This is a genomic window from Mycobacterium hubeiense (assembly GCF_002838065.1).
Classification (GTDB): domain Bacteria; phylum Actinomycetota; class Actinomycetes; order Mycobacteriales; family Mycobacteriaceae; genus Mycobacterium; species Mycobacterium hubeiense.
Window position 1 is genome coordinate 73,429 of record NZ_PIZU01000018.1, and the last position, 24,348, is coordinate 97,776.

Sequence of the window (24,348 nt, forward strand, 5' to 3'; positions counted from 1 at the left end):
ACGTTCGCAACGCGCTCAGGCCGTGGCGGCCTTGTGCAGGCGGCCGGTGCGCCAGCCCTCGGCGACGCGGACATACACGGACTTCAGCGCCGCAATGTAGTCCTCAACGGATTCGCGGGCGACCGGATTGTTCGGAAAGAGCACGGTCACCGTGGTTTCGTGTTCGAGGCGGGTCACCCAGAGCGAGACCTGGTGCGAAACTCGGCCCTCGTTGTGGATCCTGAAGTTCAGGTCGGAGTTGGCGACGGTGGACAGCGGAGCGATGCTGGCATCCAGATAGGACATGACGAGATTGCCCGGCTGAGGCCTGCCCAGCCCCAGCCTCGGCGGCGCAAGCTCCACCACGCGGTCGAACGGCACCTTCGCCAGGTGAGAGCCCGAATCGAAGGAACTTTGTGCGGCGCAGACCGCATCACTGAAAGACGTTCCCGCATCAGCAACAGTGACCGGAAGCAATCCGGTGAACCAGCCCGTCGTCGTGAGTTCGGCTGGGGTGGCGCGGGTGTCGATCGGGGTCAGTCCGTAAAACGCGTCAGCCCCTGTCAATTCATGCTCGGCCAGTGCCGCACAGGCGAACACGCCTCCGCTGAATCGGGCGCCGACGTCCATGCACGCGTTTTCGAAACGCTCGGTCTGACCTCGATCCAACAGCGTCACGGTGCGTAGATCACCGGCGCACGGTACCGACAAGTCGCCCAGCGGCAGCGGGAATCGCGGAAGTGTTCCGCCGTTGTTCGCGGCGAACTCGATCCAGGCGCGGACCTCCGGGGACTTTACGCTCAGCGCGGACGTGTACTCGTGCTGCCGGATGCAGTAGTCGTCGTAGCTGCCGGCCTGCGGCAGTTGGATGGGCGCGGATCCGCCGACCAGGGCGGCGTACATCATGTGGATCTCCGCGAACAGCACTCCCATCACCATCGGGTCGACGCAGAGATGTTCGATGCTTGCATAGAATGTAAACCGTTCTGCGCCTTGCACAATCCCGAACAAGAAGCAATCCCACTGCAGCGGGTGCGGCGCCAGGATGTGCGTGCGCAATTCCGCCGCCGACATGTCGCCGTGTTCGGTTGGAACCACTTCGATATCGGCGGGGTCGGCGATGGTGTGCCGGACGATGCGATCGCCGTCGGTGTACTCGAACCAACTGCGGTAGGTGTGGTGCCGGCGCAGGTGCGCATTGAGGATGTAGGTCATCGCGCGGATATCGCATCGACCGGGCATGTCCCACGTGAAGATCATCAACCGGGACATGTCGAGGCCCCGGGCCACGTGGTCGCGATAGCGCCGAAGATGCTGGGCCTGCTGGTAGCTGGGCGGTACCGCGCTTACCGGTGCGATAGCGGCTTTTGCCCTCGCTGACGGCGACGCATGCCAGCAGACGATGGAACCCGGTCCCGGTTCCCACGCCTCGATGGTCGCTATCGCGAACACGTCTGCTCCCCTACCTCGACCTGCACATCGACACAGTCGGACCTGTGCGAGCCGTACTGATCGAATTCGGCTGTCGAGAAACAGAATTCGTCCCTCAACCCGATCGCGCCCCGGTATCCGCTCATATGATCCGTCAGCCTATCGAATGTTGTTGACGGCTGTGTAAAAAAATTTCACGTCGGCAGACCCTCCTTTTCGGCGTCCTCCCAGTACCGGGCCACCCATTCGTCCGAACGCTGATCGGCCTGACGTTGCAGTGCGGGCTCGGGCGAGGCCAATAGCGGTTCGAGGCCCAACGCATCGAGGATGGTGCCCACCACCTCGGGCAGACTGTGGCACAGCATCGGGTAGGACACATCGATCGGCTTGATGTCTTCTTCGGCGAACCAGTTCTGCCAGCCTTCCTCCTGAGCGCGCAGCAGCTTCACGATGTGGGCGATGGCTCCCGGGTGATACTGGGCCCGGGCATCGCGGTGCGGGTCGGGTCTGCCCCGCCACACCCGCGTCTGCACCGCCAACCAGAACGACACCGCCTGGGCCACTACATCGGGCCGGTGCACATGCACCAACACCGGGTCCGAGCCGATGATGTCGCGGATCGCCGCGAGCAGGCCATCGCCCGAGCGATTCGGCAGCCCAGCCGCCCGCTGCATCAACAGTGGCGTCTGGTTCCACATCAGCTTGCCGCCCCACACGCCGTTGGGGGTCGTGCCCACGGTGCGGACGTAGTCGCGCCAGATGATTGCGGGCGCGTGGTCGGGCTTGCCCTCGTCGAGGGGGTCGAGGAGGCGAAGGATCGAGGGATCGTCCACTCCCGCGAACCACTCGCGTGGTTGTGGTGCCAGGCTGGTCGTGGGCAGATACTGGAAAAACTCCTGCGGCTCGCCGGCGACGCCGGTGGCCCGCAACGATTCGACCAACAACGTGCTGCCGGTGCGCTGTGATGCGAGTACCAGATACGACGAGGGATTATCCACCACCAAAACGCCTAACGGGACTCGACTCACGCTGGACACATGCAATCCGTACCTACATTAAACAAACCGCTGCAGGGTTTCGACCCCTTCCTTCTGCCCCGTACTACTGGTATAGCAGATATGCATTTGGGCCGCGTCCGATTGCAAATTTGACGTCGTCAGTTGTCACATCTCGAGCACCTGCGCACGCACACGACAAGTATGAAATCCGCAGCCAGACTCAGCAACTTCCACTCGGGCAATTCACGTGGTTACTGAGTAGTCGGAACTGTATCGCCCACCACAGCCAGCAAACTTCATCCCGGTCGTCCCCACCACCGTATGCCGGTCGCGTCGGCGCAAACCGTTGTGGGGAAGACCGTCCGCATGTGCGAAAAGCCCTGGTATTCCGGCGATCTGAACGCACCCAACGACGCCGGAGGTGGAGTAGCATTGCGACGGTGTGGACCGCCGTCCTTGTGATGGGCATCGCGGTGATATTCGAACCGATACGGCTTGGTTTAGCGGTCCTCATGCTGAACAGGCCGCGCCCGATGCTTCAACTGCTCGCGTTCTTGTGCGGCGGTTTCGCCATGGGCGTCGGCCTGGGCCTGGTCGTGTTGTTCATCTTCCGGTCCACGCCACTGGTCTCCGGACACGTCACCATGGCCAAGATCCAGATCGCGATCGGGTTGCTGGCCCTGCTCGTCGCCGTCCTGCTGGCCACGAATGTGTCGTCGCGCAAGACAGGTGGTCGAGCGCCGGTCGACGCCCCTGTGGGCGGAAACGCAGGAGTGGCCGTCATGGAACCGGCACCGGCGAGCAGCCTCGAGAAGGTGTCCGCACGCATACGGCAACTCCTGCAAGGTGATTCACTGTGGGTTGCGGGCGTGAGCGGGTTAGGCACCGCGTTGCCATCCGCGAACTACCTCGCGGCGATGGCCATCATCCTTGCCTCCGGCGCCGCACCGGCGGTGCAGGTACAGGCCCTCGTCGTGTTCAACGTCTTGGCGTTCACGCTCGCCGAGATCCCGCTGGTGAGTTACCTGGCTGCGCCGCAGAAGACTCGCGAATGCATGGCCGCGCTGCACGAATGGCTACAGTCACGAAGCCGCCGAGATGCCGCGGCGCTGGTGGCGGTGGCCGGATGCGCCATGCTCGCCCTGGGCGGAACGGGTCTGTGATGTCGGCAATGGCGTCAAACCAGCATGGCCGGCTTCCGGCAACGTTAATATTTCTGTCATACCCGTTGGCGATGGCAGCCGATATGTGTCAGGCATCCAAGGAGGAGCCATGAACAAACTGCTCGTTGGTGCCGTCGCGCTCGGAATGCTGAGCTCAGCGGGCGTTTTGGGCACCGGCGTCGCGTCAGGCGAGACGGCGCTGATCGTCCCCGGCACGGCGCCGTCGCCGTACAAACCGTTGCGCGCGTTGTACCGGTTCAATCCTGCGACGCAGCCCGAAATCGGTGCGAACTACTACAACAGCGCCGGCGCCACCCGTGAGGTCATCCCCTACCCGGGCAGCGTCTGGCCGATCACGGGCGTGGATTCACCGACCGTGGGTGAGTCGGTGGCTGTCGGGACGAACAATCTCGACGCCGCGATCCGGGGCACCAATGGACCCATTGTGGTCACTGGACTTTCGCAAGGAACACTCGCCCTCGATGCTGAACAGCGGCGACTTGCCAACGATCCCTCCGCGCCGCCACCCGAGCAGCTGACGTTCATCAAAGCTGGTGATCCGGGCCGACTGCTCGGGCGGATGTTCAAGCCAGGCACTCATGTTCCGATCATCGATTACACCGTTCCGGCGCCGGTCGAAAGCCAATACGACACGATCGAGATCGTGGGCGAGTACGACATCTTCTCCGATCCGCCCGACCGGCCGCAAAACCTTGTGGCCGTTCTGAATTCGATCATGGCCGGTGGTTACTACGGGCACACCGCAACGGCATTCTCCGACCCCGCCAGGGTGCCACCCCAGGACGTCTCGGTGACGACCAATAGCAAGGGTGCCACCACGACGACGTACTTCATCCGCACCGAACAGCTGCCGATGACCCGGGCGCTGCAGGACATGGCGGGCCTGTCACCTGAGATGGCACAGCGCGTCGACACAGCGTTGCGGCCCGTCGTGGACGCTGCGTACACCCGCAATGACGTTGCGCCCCAAGCGCCCTGGCGGCCTGCCCTGCCGGTCAGGATTCCAGCCGTGAGCATCCCGGCGCCCGCCATCACCGGACCTGCCGTCAACGTCCCGACCGCCGCTGTCTCCCCTGTCGTCACCAAGGGCATCGCGAATCAGCTTCGGGGCCTTCTGCCCAAACGCAAGCGCTGAACCGAACTGCTCCGCTGCCTTGTCAGCGGAGCAGTGGCGCCTTGCCTGATTTTGCGCAGCACAAAATGTTGGTGCGCGAAATGCCAAGCACACCAACTAATTTGGGTGTTCCAGAATCAGACCAGCCGGTTCCCCAATCGTGACGGCCACCAGTTCGCCCGGCCGACGAGAACGGCCGTGGCGGGCACCGTGACGGTGCGCACCAAGAAGGTGTCCAGCAGCAGGCCCACCCCGACGACGAACGCACCTTGCACGACGTTACCGATGCTGGCAAACAGCAATCCGAACATCGACGCAGCGAAAATCAAGCCGGCTGCGGTAATAACGCCACCAGTAGATCCCACTGTGCGAATGACACCAGAACGGATTCCAAGGGGAGATTCATCGCGAATACGGGAAATCAGCAACATATTGTAATCGGCGCCCACCGCCACCAATATGATGAAGGCCAGCCCGGGTACGCTCCAATGCAATTCCTGTCCGAGAATGAATTGAAAAAGAATTACGCCAACTCCGAGCGCAGACAAATACGAGACGATCACCGAAGCGATCAGATATATCGGTGCGACGATGGCTCGCAGCAGTGCGATCAAAATCAGCAAGACGACGATGATGGTCGTGATGATGACCAGTCGGATGTCGTGGTTGTAGTAGTCGCGCGTATCGCGCAGCATGACGGGAAACCCCGACATCGATATCGAGGCGTCGGCCAGCGCGGTGTTCGGCTGGGCTCCCCGAGCCGTCGCGGTGATCGCGTTGACCTGGTCCATCGCCTCGGTACTGAAGGGATTGAGGTCCGTCTGCACCAGGTATCGGGCAGTATGTCCGTCGGGCGAGATGAAGGCCGCGGCGGCCCTCTTGAACTCGTCGAGGTTCAGCACCTGAGGCGGAACATAGAACCCAGCCATCGCGGGCGTCGACGCATCGTGCTTCATCGCCAGCAAGAAGGCCGACGCGTCGCTGAGACCCGCGCCCATCTGCTTGGTCTGGTCGACGAGCTGCGCAACGCCATCGGCCACCTGTCGACTCGCCTCCGCGAGAGTGTTGGCGCCCTCCTGCAGGGTGGCCAGGCGCGTCTGCAAGCTGCCGGGGTTGTCCAGTCCCGAGGCGCGCATGGCGTCGGCGGCGCCTTCCAGCGCTTGGGTCAACCCCGTCAGCGTGGCCCCGAGGGTGTTCGCCCCGCGCGTCGCTTGCAGTTGGCGCGCGAGATCGGCGATCTTGGCCAAGCTGCCGTCTTCGCGTGCCGTGGAAAGCCGCCGCAGTTCGATGCGCGCGGTGTTGCAGGCGGGGTCGATCCCGCAGATCGGGCTGGCGTCGAGCGCCGTCAGCACCGGATTGGCCCAGTCGAAGTTCTGCTCGATGTGGTCGAGGTTGGCCAGGATGGCGTCGCCGAGTTCGCGCATGCCGGTGACAAGCCGTGCCGCCGTGTCGATTTGCTTGAGCGTCTTGTCGCCACCGAAAAGCGTTTGAACATAGGCCAGGGCGTCGATCAGTCCCCGCACGCTGATCACGGCCTGGCCGACTTGACCGCGCACGCTGCCGAGGCTGTCGGCCAACGTGTCGGCGCCGCTGGCCAGCTTGTTGAGGTCACCCGTGTGGCCGGTGATCATCTTGGCCCCGTCGCCCAACTTTGCGCCGACTTCACCGGCCTGATATGTCGCGGTGGCTTGTTCCAGCGGCTGTCCCGTCGGTCGGGTGATGCCGGTGACCGCGGCAACGTCAGGCAGCTGGCTCACCCGCCCGGCCATCTGTTCCAGGTCGGCGAGAGCCTGCGGCGAACGCAAGTCGATCGGCGACTGGATGACGATGTACTCGGGGATGATCGAGTTGATCGGGAAATGGCGTTCCAGTGCCGCGTATCCGACCGAGCTGTCGGAGGTCGACGGCAGCGTTTTGCGGTCGTCGTAGGTGAATCGCATCAGACCGGCACAGCTGGCCAGCACGATCAGCGCCACCATGCTGCCGACCAGATAGGCCTTGGGCCGCCGGGCAATTCGGACTCCCGACCGGCGCCAGAACCGACTGGTGAGGTCGCGTCGGGGCGCGATCCAACCCCGTGAACCGGCGAGCACAAGGATCGCCGGCAGCAGTGTCACGGCGGCAAGGAACGCCACCGCGATGGCTACCGCCAAGGCCGTCCCACAGGTGGAGAACACCCCCAGCCGGGCGAACACCATTCCCAGGAACGTGACCGCGACGGTGGCCGCCGACGCGGCTATCACCTTGCCGATCGAAGCCAGCGCCTTCTTCACTGCTTGCTCGGGCGCGGCCCCGAGTCGGATGAAGTCGTGATAGCGGCTGATGAGGAAGACGGCGTAATCGGTTCCGGCGCCGACCATCATCCCGCTCATGAAGATGATGGTCTGATTCGCGATGCCCAACCCGAGAAGCCCGAGTCCGGCCACCACGGCCTGCGCCACCACCACCGATATGCCGATAGTGATCAACGGCAGCAGCATGGTCACCGGATTGCGGTAGATCACCAGCAAGATGCCGAACAGCAGGACGGTGATGGCGAGTTCGATCCGCAGCCTGTCCCGTTCGCCGGCATGGTTGAGGTCGGCGACGGTGACGGCCGGTCCGGTCAAATGCACCGTCAGGTCGGAACCTGCCACGGTGCGCTCGACGACGCCCGCGACGTTGGCGTAGGCCTCCTTGCCGCGGGGTGACGCCAGATCGCCGTCGAGGCCGATCGGCAGTAGCCAGGCCTTGTGGTCCTTGCTCGTCATCGCGTCCCGCAGAGGCGGGGTGGTGATGAAGTCCTGAAGCATCACCACATCGCGGGCTTCGCGGCGCAGCGCGTCCACCAGTGTGCGGTACGCGGTTTCGTCGTCGGCGCTCAGTCCCTCCTCGTTGACCAGCACCGCGACGACGACGTTCTCGGACCCGGATTGCTCGAACGCCGCAGCCATCTCCCGCGCCGCGACCGTCGCCGGCGCGTCGGCCGGCAGGATGGCGACCGGATTGCGCTCGGACATCTCCTTCAGCGAGGGCAGCGTCAGCGGCAGGGCGACCGCGAGTGCGATCCAGCACGCGATGACCACCCACGGCCAACGCACGACGAAATCGCCCAGCGGGCCGAAGATGCCACTGCTGCCGGCCCTGCCGGTCGACTGTCCCACGCGGCGTCGGCGTAGGAACTCCGTAATCCTCAACATCCTCAAGATCGCAGTCGGACCACCTTTGCTAACGGGGAACCTCGATGAGGTTCCGCAGAGGTTCGGCCCCGCGGCCGTCGGCGACGCGGGCGCATGCCGCCTTGAACGTCGCCAAGTACTGGGAAACAGATTCGCGGGCAACGGGATTCTTCGGGAACATCACCGTCACCCCGGTCTCGTCGAACCGGCCGACAAGGGTGTTGAGGGGGTAGGTGATCCTGCCGTCGCTGTAGGCGGCGACCTGCACATCCGCCGAGAGGCTGTTGAGCAGCGGCGCGAGCGGCCCGACCGCCGCGTCGAAGAAGTTGAGCATGGGAAAGAGTGGTTGGGGTTTGCTCAACCAGGGCGCCAGCTCCACCACCCGCTCGAACGGCACGTGTGCCAGCGCAATACCCGAGTCGAAGGATTCCTGTGCCGCACGGGCGGTTTCAGCGAACGACGTGGCGACGATCGGCACGGTGACCGGTATCAGGCCGGTGTACCAGCCCTGGGTCGTCTGATCGGCGGTCGTGCTTCGGGTATCGATCGGAGTGAGTCCGTAATACGTTTCCGCGCCGGTCAATTCGTGTGTTGCCAGCGCAATGCACGCCAGCAAGCCACCGATGAAACGGGTGCCCGCGTCGACGCAGGCTACTTCGAATCGGTGGGTCTGTTCGGAGTCCATCAGCGTGGTAGCGACAAGGTCGCCCGCACAGGGTTGTGATCGATCACCCAGCGGCAGTGGGAAATCCGGAAAGGTCCCGTCGTTGTTCTCGGCGAACTCGATCCATGCGCCCACCTCGGGTGAGTCCAGCGTCAACGCGGACGTGTCGCGCCGCTGGCGGACGCAATAGTCCTCGTAGCTGCCGGCATCGGGCAGCTGTACGGGTGGTGCGCCGGAGATCAGCGCGGCATACATCATTTGGAATTCCATCAGCCCCAGGCCGACGAACCGCCCGTCGGCGTGCAGGTGATCCATGCTCGCGTAGAAGGTGAAGTGGTCGGCGCTCTGGATGATGCCGAACCTGAAGCAATCCCAGTGCAGCGAATCCGGCGTGGACACAACGAGATCCCGCAGCTCGGCCGACGTCATCTCACCGTGTCTGGTCGGCGCGAACTCGATATCGGCGGGATCGGCGATGCTGTGGCGGACGATGTGATCGTCGTCGACGTAGTCAAACCAGCTGCGGTAGGTGTCGTGTCGCCGAAGGTGGGCGTTGATCACGTACGTCATCGCGCGGACGTCGCAGCGGCCGTTGACCTTGCACACGGCGATCAGCAGTCGCGAGTGGTCGAGCCCCCTGGCCGCTTGCTCGACCAGGCTGCGGAGATGCCGTGCCTGGATGTAGCTGGGCGGCACGTCGCTGATCGGCGCTTGCTGGGCCTTGGCAAATGACGCCGGCGTCGGGTGCCACGAGACGACCGAACCCGGTGGTGGCTCCCATTCGTCGATTGTCGCTAGTTCCACTGGCCCGATGCGCAACCCGATCTCCTCCGATGTGTGCTGTTGTGACTGCCTGCCGTCACGACGATGTCGCCGCGTCCTCGGCCGGCGCGAGCTTGTCGCACAGGTACTCGGCCAAGCCGCGCACGGTGGTGATGTCGGTGGACGTGATCCGGATTCCCGTCTCGGTTTCGATGCGGGTCCGCAGTTCCAGGCTGCTCAACGAGTCCAGGCCGTATTCGGGTAGCGGACGATCCGGATCGATGGAGCGCCGCAGTATCAGGCCGACCTGCTCAGAGACCAGCCTGCGCAACCGGGTCGGCCACTCCTCCCGCGGCAATGCGTTCAGCTCGGCCCGGAATTTCCCAGTGTCCGCGCGCTTTTGACCCATCGAGGCGAACAGCTCCGCGAACTTGCTGCGCTGTGCGAAATCCGCGAGCCACGGCGCACCCAGAATCGGCGCGTAGCCGCTGTAGGCGCGGGAATGGCGCACCAACGTCTCGAACGCGTGAGCGCCGTCGTCGGGAGTGATCGCGGTCTCCGACGCTTCGGCCAGTGCGGTGGCGCGACCGATCTCGGCCCACGCCCCCCACGCGATCGCGGTGGCCGGCAACCCCTGAGCCCGGCGCCAGTGTGAGAAAGCGTCCAGCCAACTGTTGGCCGCGGCGTAGGCGCCCTGCCCTGGGGAGCCGACAAGTGCGGCCGCCGACGAGAACGAGCAGAACCAGTCCAGCGGCTGATCTGCGGTGGCTTGGTGCAGGTTCCACGCCCCATAGACCTTGGGCGCCCAGTCGTGGTCTATGAGCTCGTCGGTGATGTTGGCCAACGTGGCGTCCTCGACAACGGCGGCGGCGTGCAGCACGCCGCGCACGGCAAGCCCGGTGGCCCTCGCGCAGGCTACGAGGCGTTGCGCCGTTGCGGCATCGGCGATGTCACCGCATTCCACCTCGATGTCCGCGCCCGTCGCACGGATTAGCTCGATGATCTCCTGGGCGCGGACGTTCGGCTGCGACCTGCCGTTGAGCACGATGCGGCCGCAACCGGCCGCCGCCAGCTTCTCGGCGAAGAACAGCCCGAGTCCGCCGAGGCCGCCGGTGATGATGTAGGCGCCGTCGGAACGGAAGACCTTCGCTTGCTCGGGCGGCACGGCGACGCTATGCGCTCCGGTGTGGGGAATGTCGAGCACCAACTTTCCGGTGTGCTGTGCGGCACTCATCGACCGGATCGCGGTGGCGGCCTCCGCCAGCGGGTAATGGGTGCTGTGCGGAATCGGTAGCGTGCCGTCCACGATCGACTCGTAGACCGTGCGAAGCAGGTCGCGGACCGTGTCGGGATGGCTGACCGAGAGCAAGCCCAGATCCACGGCATAGAACGACAGGTTGCGGCGGAATGGGAACAGGCCCAACCGGGTATCGCCATAGATGTCGCGCTTACCGATCTCGACGAAGCGCCCGCCGAAGGCCAGCAGCTCCAATCCCGCACGCTGCGCTGCGCCCGGCAGCGAGTTGAGCACGATGTCCACGCCGTACCCGTCGGTGTCGCGGCGGATCTGCTCGGCGAAATCGACGCTGCGGGAGTCATAGACGTGCTCGATACCCATGTCGCGCAACATGTCTCGACGATCCGCGCTGCCCGCCGTGGCGAAGATCTGCGCCCCCGCTGCGCGAGCGATCGCCATCGCCGCCTGTCCGACCCCACCGGTGGCGGAATGGATCAGCACCTTGTCACGCGCCGAGATGCGGGCCAGGTCGTGCAGCCCGTACCAGGCGGTGGCGTGCGCTGTGGTCACGGCGGCGGCGTCCCCGTCGCTCAGCCCGGCCGGAAGGGTCACCGCCCGGTCGGCGTCGCAGGTGGCAAATGTCGCCCAGCAGCCGTCGGGCGACATGCCGCCGACGTGGTCGCCGACTCGATGCGTCGTCACATCCGGTCCGACCGCGGTCACCACGCCCGCGAAGTCGGTGCCCAATTGCGGCAGGTGTCCCTCGAAACTCGGGTACCGGCCGAACGTGACCAGAACGTCCGCGAAGTTGATACTCGACGCGGTGATTGCGACCTCGATCTGGCCGGGACCCGGCGGAATCCGTTCGAACGCAACGAGTTCCATCGACTCGAGGTCGCCGGGAGTGCGGATCTGCAGACGCAGGCCGTCCCGCTCCGCTTCGACGACGGCGGTGTGACGCTCCTCCGGACGCAGCGGTGTCGGGCACAGTCGCGCCGTGTACCACTGCCCGTTGCGCCAGGCGGTCTCATCCTCCTCCGAGCCGCCGAGCAGTTGCTGCGCAAGCTGCGAGGCGTCGGCGTCCTTGTCGACGTCGATCTGGCTGGCACGCAGGTGCGGATGTTCGGTACCGATCACCCGCATCAGTCCACGGAGTCCGGCCTGCTCCAGGTTGGCCACATCGCCGGGCACTACCGTCTGGGCATCCCTGGTCATCACATACAGTCGCGTCGGCTCACCCGGAACGTCGGGCAGTCCCCGCGCGATACGCACCAGATGCGCGACCTGTTCGCGGCCACGCACCGCACACTGATCGTCCGCGCCACCTGGCGGTGCGGCGAGGACGATCAAGCCGGCGAAGCCACCGACACCGAGTGCGCCGGCCAAACGTTCAGCGTTGGCGTCATGGTCGGCGTCGACGGGCCAGTTCATCGTGCTGCATTGCGCTCCTGCATGTTTCAACGCCTCGGCGAGCTGCCCTGCCATCTCGTCACCGGTCTCCGACGTGTCGATCAGCAGCCATGCCTCCCCGCCGTGGTGATCCGCCGGCGGCAACTCGCGCTGCTGCCAGTCGATGGTCAGCAGCCGATCATTGAGCACGCGATTGCGCCGCGCGTTCTCCGAATCACCAGTGCCCAGCCGTAATCCCTCAATCGCCAGCAAGACCGCGCCATGCTCATCGAGCACATCGAGGTCGGCCTCGATTCCCGTGGCATCGGCCCCGGTCACCCGGGCGTAGCAGTAGTGGGCGTTGCGAGTCGAGCTGTAGGCCCGCAGCCGGCGCACACCCAACGGCAGTAAGAGTCCGCCGGCGGAGGCGCCCTGCACGTCCGGATGTGCCGCGACCGACTGGAAGCAGGCGTCGAGCAGGGCGGGATGCACGTTGTAGGCGCCCTGCTGCGAGCGAATCGGGCCCGGCAATGCAACCTCGGCCAACACGCTGCTGACCGTCCCCTCCGGAACACCCACCGCCGTCAGCCCCGCGAATGCAGGACCGTACTGGATTCCCGCCTGGTCGAACCACTTTCGCATCTCGGCACCCTCTACCCGGGTCGGGTGTGCCTCGAGGAGCTCGGACATGTGGTAGGTGGGCGGCTGCGCTTGGTCCTCGGCCGTATGCAGTACCGCACTCGCTCGTCGTGCGGTTTCCCCGTCCTGTGCGGTCTCGACCACGAAATCGACACTGTCGGGCGCCGACACGGTAGCGACGGCCGACACCGGGGTCTCGTCGTCGAGCAACAACATCTGCTCGAAGCGGATGTCCCGGACCTCTGCCCCGTCGCCGAGCACAGCTCGAGCCCCAGCCAGCGCCATCTCACAGTACGCAGCGCCGGGCAGCGCCGCCACCTCGTGTACCTGGTGATCACCGAGCCACGGCTGCGCCTCGGTCCCGATATCCGCCTGCCACACATGACGTTCCGGCTCCTCCGGCAAGCGCACGTGATGGCCCAACAACGGATGCACGGGCACCGTCGACGCGCCGTGCGCCGGAATGTCATGGCTGTCGCGGGACAACAGCAGCCGGCGGTGGGTCCACGTGGGAAGCGGCGCGTCGACCAGCCGCCCATGCGGGTACATCACGGAAAAGTCGACGGCCGCGCCCGCACAGTGCAGATCCGTGACGAAACCCCGTAGTCCGTACGGCATCTCCTGCTCACGACGCATCCCCGCGAGAGCTGCCAGCGGTATGTCCAGACTGCGGGCCGTCTGATCGATAGCGTGCGTCAACAGCGGGTGCGGCGCCAGTTCACCGAACACGCGGTATCCGTCTTCCAACGCGGCCTGGACGGCTGCAGCGAACCGCACCGTGTGGCGCAGATTGTCGGCCCAGTAGTCCGCGTCCCAGGCGGGCCGGTCACGGGGATCGAACAATGTCGCCGAGTAATACGGCACCGTGGGTTGCGCCGGTGTGAGATCCGCCAGCGCGTCGATAAGTTCGTCGAGTATCGGATCGACTTGCGGTGAGTGTGACGCGACGTCGACCGCGACCTCGCGGGCCATCACCTCGCGCTGCTCCCACGCGGCGACGAGCTCACGGACCGATTGGGTGGCGCCACCGACGACGGTCGACTGTGGCGACGCCACCACCGACAGCACGACATCGGATATGCCACGCGCGGCGAGCTCCGAAAGCACCTGTGCAGCAGGAAGTTCCACCGACGCCATCGCGCCGGAACCCGCGATCGTCGACATCAGTCGTGAGCGGCGGCAGATCACCCGCACACCGTCCTCGAGCGACAACGCACCGGCGACGACGGACGCTGCCGCCTCGCCGAGCGAGTGCCCGATCACTGCGCCGGGCACCACGCCGTAGGAACGCAATGTCGCGGCCAGCGCCACCTGCATGGTGAACAGCGTCGGCTGGATCCGGTCGATACCGGTCACGGTCTGAGGCGCCGACATCGCCTCGGTCACCGAGAATCCCGACTCGCGCGCAATCAACGGTTCGGCCTGCGCAACCGTTTCCGCGAACACCGGTTCGCACGCCAGCAGGGCCGCGCCCATGGCCGCCCACTGCGAACCCTGGCCCGAGAACACCCACACCGGTCCGCGGTCATCCTGCCCGACCGCCGCCTGATAGGGCGAGTCACCCTCGGCGATCTCACGCAACGCCGAGGTCAATTGTTCGCAGTCCTCGGCGATCACGGCCGTGCGCACCGGCCGATGCGCACGTCGTCGCGACAGGGTATAGCCGAGATCCGCCAGCGGCGTGCCGCTGCCATGCTGGTCGAGCCAATCGGCCAGCCGGCCCGAGGTCCGGCGAAGTTCGTCGGGGGATGTCGACGATATCGGGAATATCAGCGGCCCAGCGGTTTTCGACACCGCAGGCTCGGGCTGCTGCTCTGACGCTTGTTCTGGTGCTTGCTCGATGATGGCGTGCACGTTGGTGCCCGACAAACCATATGAGGACACCGCGGCCCGGCGCGGGTGACGGCCATTGGTCGGCCAGGGCGTGTTGGCCTGTGGCACAAAAAGTTCGGTGTCGATCTTGGCGAGATCGTCTGGGAGCCGTGTGAAATGCAGGTTCTGGGGAACCACCCCGTGCTGCAGCGCGAGGATGGCCTTCACCAGACCCATCGCGCCGGAGGCGGACTGGCCGTGGCCGAAGTTGGTCTTCACCGAACCGAGCGCGCAGGGACCCTCGGTCCCATAAACCCTTGCCAGGCTGGCGTATTCGATCGGATCACCCACCGGCGTGCCGGTGCCGTGGGCTTCCACCATGCCGATCGAGCCGGCGTCCACCTCGGCCGCCGCCAACGCCGCCCGGTACGCGGCGACCTGCGCATCCAGCGACGGTGTCGCGATGTTCACCGTGCGGCCGTCCTGATTTGCGGCCGTGCCACGGATCACCGCGAGTATCCGGTCACCGTCGGCCATCGCATCGGACAACCGCTTCACAAGCACCACCGCGCAGCCCTCGGACGCGACGAATCCGTCTGCGGCGGCGTCGAAGGCGTGGCAGCGTCCCGTCGGCGACAGCATGCCCTGCGCCGAACCGGACGTCGACTTGCGGGGATCCAGGGTGACCGTTGCGCCGCCCGCGATGGCCAGGTCGCTCTCGCCCTGCTGCAGACTGCGGCAGGCAAGGTGCAGCGCGAGCAGGCTAGAGGAGCAGGCCGTGTCGACCGTGACCGCCGGACCGTGAGCGCCCAGCGTGTAGGCAATCCGCCCGGACGCCATGCTGAAATTGGTGCCGGTGAAGCCGTACGGGCCTTCCGCGACATGGGCGTCGGCGGAGAGCAGCTCGTAGTCGCCGTGGGTCAATCCGACGAATACTCCGGTCAACGAGCCATGCAGCGTCGTCGGGTTGATGCCGGCGTGTTCGACGGCCTCCCAGGAGGTTTCCAACAGCAGGCGGTGCTGGGGATCGATCGCGGTCGCCTCCCGCTCGCCGATCCCGAAGAACTCGGGATCGAAGCCGGCGACATCATCGAGGAACGCGCCCCAGCGGGAGACAGATCGACCCGGCACACCCGGCTCGGGGTCGTAGTACTCGTCGACATCCCACCGATCGGGGGGTACCTCGGTGACCAGGTTGGCACCGCGCAGCAAAGCATCCCAAAGTTGGTCGGGCGAGTCGATACCGCCTGGAAGACGACAGCCGATCCCGATTACAGCAACGTGCGTACGACGGGTTTCGCCCACCTACATCCACTCCTTCAGCGCCCTATACGGGAACCAGATCGAATTTCTGCTGTGTTGCATGGCCGGCAGCATTGCGGGCCGTACCGGGGCCTCTCGGAACCCCGTTCGCCTTTCGATTGCCTTCTTCTCCGGCCGACGCGACGGCACGGTTGGAGCGGAAACCCCTGCCAAACCCGCTGGTCGGGAGGGCTCCCATGCGGCGATGCTAGCACTGGATGTCCGGTGTATTGGATGTTTCCTCTTAAAACTTAGATGATCCGGCTCAGCAATTGCGCTGGAGTTTGCTGATCTGGTTCGAGGGTCCAGAAAACCGGATATGGTATACGTGTGTACCCCGATGACACCGGCAAGGATCTCGCCGCCGTGCTCTCCTACCTGGCTGGCCGAACACTCAGCAAGGAGGAAATCTGGACCGCAATGGAGCTGCCGCGGTCGACGTACTACGACCAGCTCGACAAGGGCACCTTGATCACCGCGGACAATCTGCGCAAAGCCGCGACGAACCTTGGTATCAACCGCGCCGAGCTGCTGACCCGCTACCGGTTCATCGACCCTGAAGAGATCACGTCATTGGCCGAAGAGATCAGCGGCTCGCGTTCGGCGACCTCAGGAACGACGGCCGCGACGAAAACTCCGGCTAAGCAGACGAAAATTTCCGAGATGCGCCCGCGAGCCGACGCGCCGCCGCTGTAAGGTACATCGGCAGGGGGGACGGGTGGGCGCCATCGGCCACCCCTCGGACGAGGTAGCTATAGGTTCCCAGTGGCACTTACCGCACTCATCGTCATCACCCTCGCATCCATTGCGTGGAGTCTGTGGATCCGGCGAGTCACCTGGCACTGCCGGTGGGAGGTCGCCGCCACCCTCAACATCGCGCTGCAAGGGATGGCCGTGGCGCTGATGTCACCGTTTGCCTCGGAAACCCTGGGCGTATTCCTGCACGACCTCACCGGCAAGTGGAACATCGAGGACTACATCGGCCACGACTGCTACATCGTGGCGGCGTCCGCGATCGTCTACAACGCGCTGGGCCGGCTTTCCGACGACGACACCATCCAGGCGTCGTTCAAGCAGTACGTCGAACGGCCCGCGACGTTGTGCATCCCGATCCTGCTCGCCACCTTCTCGGTGGGTAATGGTGCGCGGATCTACCGGTCGGACTTCTTCACGGTTCCGACCGACTTCTGGCTGAACATGTACTGGCTCCTGCTCTGCGGGACGCTCATCTACCTGCTCGTCTACGGTTCCCGCGCGCTGTTGATCCTGCGCAAAGACCCGCGCTCGCGGAACATCGCCAATGTGTACCTGATCGCGTCGGCCAGCGGGATCCTGGCCTGCGTCGTGCGAATCACCACGGCGTTCGTCCCGCCGTTCCAGAATTCGTTCGGGGTCGCCCTCACGTGGTTGTTCGCCTGCGGATGCGGCGCCATCTTCGCCTTGGCCGCGGCCCATGCGTGGCGGCAGAAGGTCAAGTGGTTCCAGCAGCCCAAGGTGCTTCGCTAGCGCCGCGGTCAGGCAAACGCTTCCACCGGCGGGCACGAGCAGACCAGGTTGCGGTCGCCGTAGGCGCCGTCGATGCGCCGCACCGGTGGCCAGACCTTCGGCCGGAATCCCTTGCCCAATGGATAAGCGGCCTCTTCCCGGGTGTAGGGATGATCCCAGTCGGACACCAGCAGGCAGTCCGCCGTGTGCGGGGCGCCGCGCAGCGGGTTGTCGTCCACGGGCCACTCCCCCGATCCGACGCGGTCGATCTCCGCGCGAATCGCGATCATCGCGTCGCAGAACGCGTCGATCTCGGCCAGGCTTTCACTCTCGGTCGGCTCGACCATGAGCGTGCCTGCCACCGGAAAGCTCATCGTCGGCGCGTGGAACCCATAGTCGGCCAAGCGCTTTGCCACATCGTCGACGGTGACGCCGGTCGACTTGGTGATCCCCCGCAAATCCAATATGCATTCGTGGGCCACCATGCCGTTCTCCCCGGTGTAGAGCACCGGGTAGTACTCGTCGAGGCGGCGCGCGATGTAATTGGCCGACGCGATCGCCGTCAGCGAGGCCGCGCGCAGACCGGCCGCGCCCATCATCCGGATGTAGGCCCACGTGATCGGCAAGATCGACGCCGACCCGTAGGGCGCCGCGGAAACCGTGTGTTCGCTGGGCAATTCGTCGGCGAGCGGATGTCCCGGAAGATACGGGGCCAGGTGTGAGCGCACCGCGACGGGACCGACGCCGGGCCCGCCCCCGCCGTGCGGAATGCAGAATGTCTTGTGCAGATTGAGGTGGCTGACGTCGCCGCCGAACCGACCGGGCCGCGCCAGGCCCACCAGCGCGTTGAGGTTGGCGCCGTCGACGTACACCTGGCCGCCGACGTCGTGCACCGCCGCGCAGATGTCGGCGATGTCGTGCTCGTATACGCCGTGCGTCGACGGGTAGGTGATCATCAGTGCCGCAAGGCGATCCGCGTGTTCGGTCACCTTGGCGCGAAGGTCGTCGAGGTCGACGTCGCCGTTCGCGCGGCAGGCCACCACCACGACGCGCATACCGGCCAGCGCCGCCGACGCCGCGTTGGTGCCGTGCGCGCTGGACGGGATCAGGCAGACGTCGCGGTCTCCTTCGCCGCGGTCGGTGTGGTAGGCGCGAATCGCCAGTAGGCCCGCGTACTCCCCCTGCGACCCGGCGTTGGGCTGCAGCGAGACTGCGTCGTAGCCGGTGATCTGGGTGAGCCACGCCTCCAAATCGGCGATCAGCTTGCGCAGGCCGGGTGTGTCGGACGCCGGGGCGAAAGGATGCTGGCGGGCGAATTCCGGCCAGGTGATCGGCTCCATTTCGGCGGCGGCGTTGAGCTTCATGGTGCACGATCCGAGCGGAATCATGCTGCGGTCCAACGCGATATCCTTGTCGGCCAGTGTGCGAAGGTACCGCATCATCTCGGTTTCGGTGCGGTAGCGGGTGAATGCCGGGTGGGTGAGGAACTCCGACGTCCGGGTCGTGATATCGACGGTGTCGGCCTTCTCCTGCGCCGGGACTGCCCCGAACGCCGCCAGCACCGCCTCGACGTGCGCCGTGGTGGTGGCCTCGTCGCACGAGATCGACACGTGGTCGTCGTCGACGAGCCAGACGTTGATGCCGCGCGATTTGGCCTTGTCCCGCACGGCCGGGGCCTGGCCCGGCACCCGCGCCAACACGGTGTCGAAGAACGCGCTGTGCACCACCTCGACGCCGGCCGCGCTCAGTCCCGCCGCCAGCGCACGCGCGCGCGCATGCACCCGACGCGCGATACCGGTGAGGCCGTCGGCGCCGTGGTAGCTGGCGTACATCGCCGCGATCACCGCCAAGAGCACCTGCGCGGTGCAGATGTTGCTGGTCGCCTTGTCGCGGCGGATGTGCTGTTCACGGGTCTGCAGTGAAAGTCGATACGCCGGGGTGCCGTCGGCGTCGACCGACACTCCGACGAGGCGACCGGGCAGCTGCCGCGCGTGTTGGGCGTGCACCGCCAGGTAGCCGGCGTGCGGGCCACCGAAACCCATTGGCACACCGAAACGTTGGGTGGTGCCGAAGGCGACGTCGGCGCCGATGTCGCCGGGCGGGGCGATCAGCGTCAGCGCCAGCAGGTCGGCGCCGACGGCCACCAGTGCGCCGCGGTCGTGCGCCTGGGTCACCAGCTCGGTCCAGTCGACGACGCTGCCGCTGGCACCGGGCAGCTGTGCGATGACGCCGAAGAACTCGCCGTCGGGCAGCCCCTGACGCAGGTCGGCGCTGACGATTTCGATGCCCAGCGGCTCGGCGCGGGTGGCCAGCACCGCCGCAGTCTGGGCGAACACGTCGGTGTCGACGGCCAACCGGTTCGACGAACCCTTTGTCGCCCGGTGCATCAGCGTCATCGCCTCGGCGGCCGCGGTGCCCTCGTCGAGCATCGATGCGTTGGCGACCTCCAGGCCGGTGAGGTCGGACACCATGGTCTGGAAGTTCAGCAGCGCCTCCAGCCGCCCCTGGCTGATCTCCGGTTGATACGGGGTGTAGGCGGTGTACCAGGCCGGATTCTCAAGTATGTTGCGCCGCAACACCGGTGGCGTGAGTGTGTCGTAATAGCCCTGACCGATCATGGATACGGCGACGGTGTTGGCGTCGGCCAGCGCACGCAGCTCGTCCAGCGCTTCGGTTTCGGTGGCCGGAGGCGGCAACTGGTCGAGGCCGGGTGCTATGCCCTGCGCGGACAACGCGTCGAGGATGCCGACCGGCAGCGCCTGCTCGGCGAGTTCGTCGAGCGATCCGACGCCGATCGTCTTGAGCATGGCCGCAACATTGTCCGCATCGGGCCCGATGTGCCGGTCGGCGAAGGACGGTTGATTGTGGTCGAACACTGGCGAGCACTCCCGAGGCAGGAACCGATGGTCCTCTCCCTCTGTCGTCAACCCGTCGCGGGCGCCTGAGAGATTCGGCGCGAAGCGCCTTTCCCCATGGGCGGGCAAGCCCAGGGCTCACCACTTTCCAGAGGCATCGGGGCCCTGCGCGGTCCGGGTGCCTGAGAGGTTGACGGAGAGGTATTGCTCCTTCGGCGTCCGTGGCTGGCGGTCACGGAACTCTCCCGCACAAGGGCGATGCGCCGCTGATTCTACCGACTTGGGCGCGCTGGGTTGCGCTGGCCGCGACCAACGACGCCGAAATCGCCGGGTCAGCCGATCTTGCGGTCGCGGTGCTTGCGCCGGGAAGCCAGTTCGTCCTCCGGCGTGGCGATCGACTCGCCGCCGTCGGCGCGCTCACCCGGAAAATCGGCGATCGCACCGGTCAGTTCTCGCATGGCGCCCGACACTGCGATGCCGAACACGCCCTGACCGCCCTGCAGCAGGTCCACCACTTCCTCGGCGGAGGTGCATTCGTAGACGGTGGTGCCGTCGGAGAACAGCGTGATGTTGGCCAGGTCGCGCACGCCGCGCTGGCGCAGATGCTCGACGGCGACCCGGATGTTGTGCAGCGAAATGCCGGTGTCCAGCAACCGCTTCACGATCTTGAGCACCAGGATGTCTTTGAACGAATACAGCCGCTGGCTGCCCGAGCCCGCCGCGCTTCGGATGGACGGCACCACCAGCGAGGTGCGGGCCCAGTAGTCCAGCTGGCGGTAGGTGATGCCGGCGATCTGGCAGGCACTGGGCCCGCGGTAGCCCACCAGCTCGTCAGGCACCGAGTCGTCGGGGAAAAGACCGGCCTGCACGGGCTCGCTGGGGGCCGTGGCGGTGGGTGTCGCAGATTCGCTCGCAGTTTCGGTCTCGGTGGACAGATCCAGCTGCTCTTGGCGTGGCTTGTCTTCCACTTCGAATCCTCTCGCCGATCGAACCTGCGTCTGTGACCTGCGCGGACGCACATCTACTACCAGCTCGAATGTATCGAGCATACGCTTCCCGCCGGGCCCGTACGGCCCGTCGCCATCAAAGTATGGCTGCCCGATTCACCGTTCGCAGAAACCGGCGCCGCGTGTCGAGGGCGAAGGTCTCAGTTGAGACGCATCCGTGATCAAGCAGGCTCACGTGGCCTTGAAATCGTCGGGCGACACGCTGTCGAGGAATTCCTTGAACTTCTCCACCTCGTCCTCGCGGACCGCGCCGGCGGGTTCCTCGTCGCTCTCGTCGGGAATCAGCAGCCCGGCCTCGGCGAGCACCGCCTCCTCCACGTAGATCGGCACGCCGACGCGCAGCGCGATCGCCACCGAGTCCGACGGCCGAGCCGACACCTTGATATCGCGGTCGAAGATCAGGTCGGCGTAGAACGTGCCCTCTTGCAGATCGACGATGCGGACCTCTTTGAGTGAATGGCCAAGCGCGGCAATGACATCTCGGATCAGGTCGTGGGTCAGCGGGCGCGCCGGCTCGACCCCCTGCTGCTCGAGCGCAATCGCCGCGGCCTCCGACTGGCCGATCCAGATCGGCAGGTAACGGTCACCGTTGGATTCGCGTAGCAGCAGCACCGGCTGGTTTTGGGGCTGCTCAACGCGAATGCCGACCACACGAACCTCAGCCATCTGTGTCTGCCCTCCGCACCACTGTGCTAGCCGTCAAAACGAGTCTAATCCTCAGCGATCAAGAACGTCGCGCACCGCCGACTTGATCAACGACGTGTGCAATGTGATCGCCAACGCCGCCACCTCACGGGCCAGGTCATCGGCACGGTCCCGGGCGCCGGCCTTGCCCGCCTTGACCACCGGTCCGGCGATCTGCGCGATCAGGTCGGACTGCCGGTCGGCCGCCGAGCGAAACGCCCGCAGGTGCCGCGGCTCCACGCCGTAGTCGGCCAGCGCCCGCGCGCACTGCGCGATCACCACCGAGTGCTCGTCGAAGAACCCCGCCGGGCCCGGTTTGATCACCGCCGCCCTGATCAGCTCGTTGAGCAGGTCTTCGGAGACGCCGGACCGCGACAGCAGGTCCTCACGGCGCAGCCGGGCCTGATTCGGCGGCACGCCGCCCTCGGCGTCGCTGCTGTCGACCGGAACCAAACGCGGTACCCCGTAAGGGGATCCGGTCTGGGGCAGCTCGCCGTCGGGCTGCGCATCCAGCTGGGCCTTGATCACCTTCAACGGCAGATAGTGATCCCGCTGGGCGGTCAGGATGAAGCGCAGCCGTGCGCAGTCATACGCGGTGAACCGTCGGTAACCCGACGCCGTGCGCTCTGGCGTGACCAGCCCTTCGGCCTCCAAGAACCGGATCTTGGAGATGGTCACGTCCGGGAAGTCCGGTCGTAGCAGATCGAGGACCGCTCCGATCGACATCCCGTTCAGCGCGGGTCTGTCGGGGGCGGTCACTAGCTGCCTGGTCCGCTTTCGTCGTCGCTCTTGGGGCCGGTCAAAAACACCAGCCGGAACTTGCCGATCTGCACCTCGTCGCCGTTGGCCAGCACCGCCGAGTCGACGGGCTCGCGGTTGACGTAGGTGCCATTGAGGCTGCCCACGTCGACAACCTGGAACTCGCCGCCCTCCAGGCGGAACTCCGCATGCCGGCGGCTGACGGTCACGTCGTCGAGGAAGATGTCGCTGTCGGGATGGCGACCGGCCGACGTGGTCGGCTGGTCGAGCAGGAAGCGCGAACCGGCGTTGGGGCCGCGCTTGACGACGAGCAGCGCCGACCCGGGCGGCAGTCCCTCGACACCCGATACCGCACTCTCGGTGCCCGCGGCGGCGGGCGCGTCCAGTTCGTTGAGGAAGTCGGCGCGGAAAACCGATGTCGTCTCCACAGTGACTTCGTCAGACGTCTGGTCAGCCCCCGAGTTGCTGTCCTTCTCCGTCACCCGCTGCTCCTCACTGGCTGCTGTGGCGATACCCGGCCGGACCCCCAGCCGTCGTCCGTATCAGGTCGACCGTACCGCGCGGTGGACCTCATTGTGTCCACCACCGCCGGATCCGCGTGCGATGTTTCATCGCGCCCGCCGGTCGAACCGATCGGGGTGAACCCTAACAACTCCTCATTCGGTCACGGTGGCGCGGTAGCCCTGCGCGTCGAGCAGCTGGGCCAGCCCGGCCGCCAGCGCCCCGGAGTCGGCCTGCAGTTCCACCAGCCAGCCCTCGCCGTAGGGATCGGAGTTGACCAACTGCGGGCTGCCTTCCAGATCCCCGTTGACCGCAACGACTTTCGCGGTGACGGGCGCGTAAAGGTCCGACACCGACTTGGTGGACTCCACTTCGCCGAACGATTCGCCCGCTGTCACGTCGGCGCCCACATCCGGCAACTGGACGAACACCACGTCGCCCAGCGCGGACTGGGCGTAGTCGGTGATACCCACCCGTACGGTGTCGTCACCGGTGCGCAGCACCCACTCGTGTTCGGCGGTGTAGTACAGGTCGGACGGGATCTCGCTCACGGCGCTCCTTGGCTAGCTCACTTGACGGGCTGAGCGTATTGGCGGGGTTTCGGTTGCCGCAAGGCGGTCACGTCCACGCGTTCGGCCTGCTGCATCGCCATCTTGCCGCCGACGCGTTCGATGCTGTCCATCGCCCCGCCGGGGATGTTCATCGCCGCGGCAAGCGTGGGCGGATCCCCAATGGCCAGAACGGAATACGGCGGGCCCAGGGTCGCGCCGTCGACGATCAGCGCCCCTGGGGCGCCGCCCACCCAGGTCTCCACGCCGACGCGCACGGCCGCGGCTCCCCCGCGGATTTCCAAGGCTTCGGCGCCCGCGGCGCGCAGCTCGTTGATCACGTCCAGCATCGTCTCGGGCGCCACCCCTGGCGCGGGATCGTCGATGGTGAGCGTCACGCCGGGACCGGTCGCGGCAACCGTGCCGATCAGGATGGACAGTGCGGCCAGCCGCGCCTGAGCGTTCTCGATGGCCGCCTGATCGCTGCTGCCCGAGGCCTCCAGCGACGCAAGCGTTCGCTGCAGATCCGCCACTTCGGTGTTCAGCGCGGCCTCCCGCTGCTGCAGCGAATCCAGCAGCACCAGCAGGTCGGCCGGGCGCGCCGTTTCGAGCGAATCGCCAGATTCGTTCTGCCGCACCTGAGTGACGATCGCGACGCCGAGCACGATGCACAACAGCACAGCCAGCGCGCCGAACACGAGCTGCGAGCGGCCCCGCCGCAGGATACCGCGCACACCGCCGGGTTGCAGCTCGCCGATCGGGGCAGGTGTCTTTTCGGCGGGCAACTCGTGTTTGCCGTGATGCTCGGATCCCAGCTCGTGTTCGGGCTTTTCACTCATG

The 24,348-nt window shown here is 66.0% G+C and carries 16 protein-coding genes and 1 riboswitch; of the genes, 4 read left to right on the top strand and 12 right to left on the bottom strand.

Translation table 11 applies throughout. From position 1 onward, the window contains the following. Positions 1-15: 15 nt before the first annotated feature. The gene (locus CWS39_RS15500; RefSeq protein WP_102143811.1) at positions 16-1,431 is read right to left on the bottom strand and encodes a condensation domain-containing protein; all 1,416 of its coding nucleotides are present in this window, start codon (positions 1,429-1,431) and stop codon (positions 16-18) included. 173 nt (positions 1,432-1,604) lie between these two features. Beyond that, positions 1,605-2,411: a trehalose 2-sulfotransferase gene (stf0, locus tag CWS39_RS15505; RefSeq protein ID WP_102143812.1), complete on the bottom strand. Its 807-nt coding sequence runs from the start codon at positions 2,409-2,411 to the stop codon at positions 1,605-1,607. A gap of 437 nt (positions 2,412-2,848) precedes the next feature. Here stf0 and CWS39_RS15510 point away from each other — a divergent pair, with 437 nt between their 5' ends. Together CWS39_RS15510 and CWS39_RS15515 are read left to right on the top strand one after the other, a co-directional pair. Then, the gene (locus CWS39_RS15510) at positions 2,849-3,571 is read left to right on the top strand and encodes a GAP family protein (RefSeq protein ID WP_102143813.1); all 723 of its coding nucleotides are present in this window, start codon (positions 2,849-2,851) and stop codon (positions 3,569-3,571) included. 109 nt (positions 3,572-3,680) lie between these two features. Then, positions 3,681-4,727: a PE-PPE domain-containing protein gene (locus CWS39_RS15515; protein WP_102143814.1), complete on the top strand. Its 1,047-nt coding sequence runs from the start codon at positions 3,681-3,683 to the stop codon at positions 4,725-4,727. 116 nt (positions 4,728-4,843) lie between these two features. On the opposite strand, the gene CWS39_RS15520 is transcribed toward CWS39_RS15515, so the two are convergent. Genes CWS39_RS15520 through pks2 form a run of 3 tightly spaced genes read right to left on the bottom strand, consistent with a single transcriptional unit; the run spans position 4,844 to position 15,672 of the window. Further along, entirely contained in the window at positions 4,844-7,885 is a 3,042-nt protein-coding gene (locus CWS39_RS15520; protein ID WP_102143815.1) for an MMPL/RND family transporter, read from the bottom strand. Positions 7,886-7,913: 28 nt separating this feature from the next. Further along, a complete protein-coding gene (locus CWS39_RS15525) occupies positions 7,914-9,347 on the bottom strand; it encodes a condensation domain-containing protein (RefSeq protein ID WP_102143816.1) in 1,434 nt (477 codons plus the stop codon). A 40-nt stretch (positions 9,348-9,387) separates the two neighbouring features. Continuing rightward, a complete protein-coding gene (pks2, locus tag CWS39_RS15530) occupies positions 9,388-15,672 on the bottom strand; it encodes a sulfolipid-1 biosynthesis phthioceranic/hydroxyphthioceranic acid synthase (RefSeq protein ID WP_102143817.1) in 6,285 nt (2,094 codons plus the stop codon). A gap of 327 nt (positions 15,673-15,999) precedes the next feature. Here pks2 and CWS39_RS15535 point away from each other — a divergent pair, with 327 nt between their 5' ends. Together CWS39_RS15535 and CWS39_RS15540 are read left to right on the top strand one after the other, a co-directional pair. Continuing rightward, entirely contained in the window at positions 16,000-16,365 is a 366-nt protein-coding gene (locus tag CWS39_RS15535) for a hypothetical protein (protein ID WP_102143818.1), read from the top strand. Between the two features lie 69 nt (positions 16,366-16,434). After that, on the top strand, positions 16,435-17,175 hold the full coding sequence (locus tag CWS39_RS15540) for a hypothetical protein (protein ID WP_102143819.1): 741 nt from the start codon (positions 16,435-16,437) through the stop codon (positions 17,173-17,175). A gap of 8 nt (positions 17,176-17,183) precedes the next feature. On the opposite strand, the gene gcvP is transcribed toward CWS39_RS15540, so the two are convergent. The 7 genes from gcvP to CWS39_RS15575 all read right to left on the bottom strand — a co-directional run bounded on the left by gcvP (position 17,184) and on the right by CWS39_RS15575 (position 24,347). Further along, positions 17,184-20,030, bottom strand: coding sequence for an aminomethyl-transferring glycine dehydrogenase (gene gcvP / locus CWS39_RS15545; protein WP_102143820.1), 2,847 nt, complete (start codon positions 20,028-20,030; stop codon positions 17,184-17,186). Positions 20,031-20,169: 139 nt separating this feature from the next. Next, a riboswitch (glycine riboswitch) is annotated at positions 20,170-20,267 on the bottom strand. A gap of 74 nt (positions 20,268-20,341) precedes the next feature. Beyond that, positions 20,342-20,977: a MerR family transcriptional regulator gene (locus CWS39_RS15550; protein ID WP_102143821.1), complete on the bottom strand. Its 636-nt coding sequence runs from the start codon at positions 20,975-20,977 to the stop codon at positions 20,342-20,344. Positions 20,978-21,187: 210 nt separating this feature from the next. Then, positions 21,188-21,682, bottom strand: a complete 495-nt coding sequence (locus CWS39_RS15555) for a bifunctional nuclease family protein (protein WP_102143822.1) — start codon at positions 21,680-21,682, stop codon at positions 21,188-21,190. Between the two features lie 51 nt (positions 21,683-21,733). Continuing rightward, complete coding sequence (ftsR, locus tag CWS39_RS15560) at positions 21,734-22,459, bottom strand: transcriptional regulator FtsR (protein ID WP_102143823.1); 726 nt, start codon at positions 22,457-22,459, stop codon at positions 21,734-21,736. Further along, entirely contained in the window at positions 22,459-22,941 is a 483-nt protein-coding gene (garA, locus tag CWS39_RS15565; RefSeq protein ID WP_102143824.1) for a glycogen accumulation regulator GarA, read from the bottom strand. The genes ftsR and garA overlap by 1 nt, the downstream gene beginning before the upstream one ends. A gap of 174 nt (positions 22,942-23,115) precedes the next feature. After that, a complete protein-coding gene (gcvH, locus tag CWS39_RS15570) occupies positions 23,116-23,511 on the bottom strand; it encodes a glycine cleavage system protein GcvH (RefSeq protein ID WP_102143825.1) in 396 nt (131 codons plus the stop codon). Between the two features lie 17 nt (positions 23,512-23,528). Continuing rightward, complete coding sequence (locus CWS39_RS15575) at positions 23,529-24,347, bottom strand: DUF881 domain-containing protein (protein WP_102143826.1); 819 nt, start codon at positions 24,345-24,347, stop codon at positions 23,529-23,531. Between the last annotated feature and the right edge of the window lies 1 nt (position 24,348).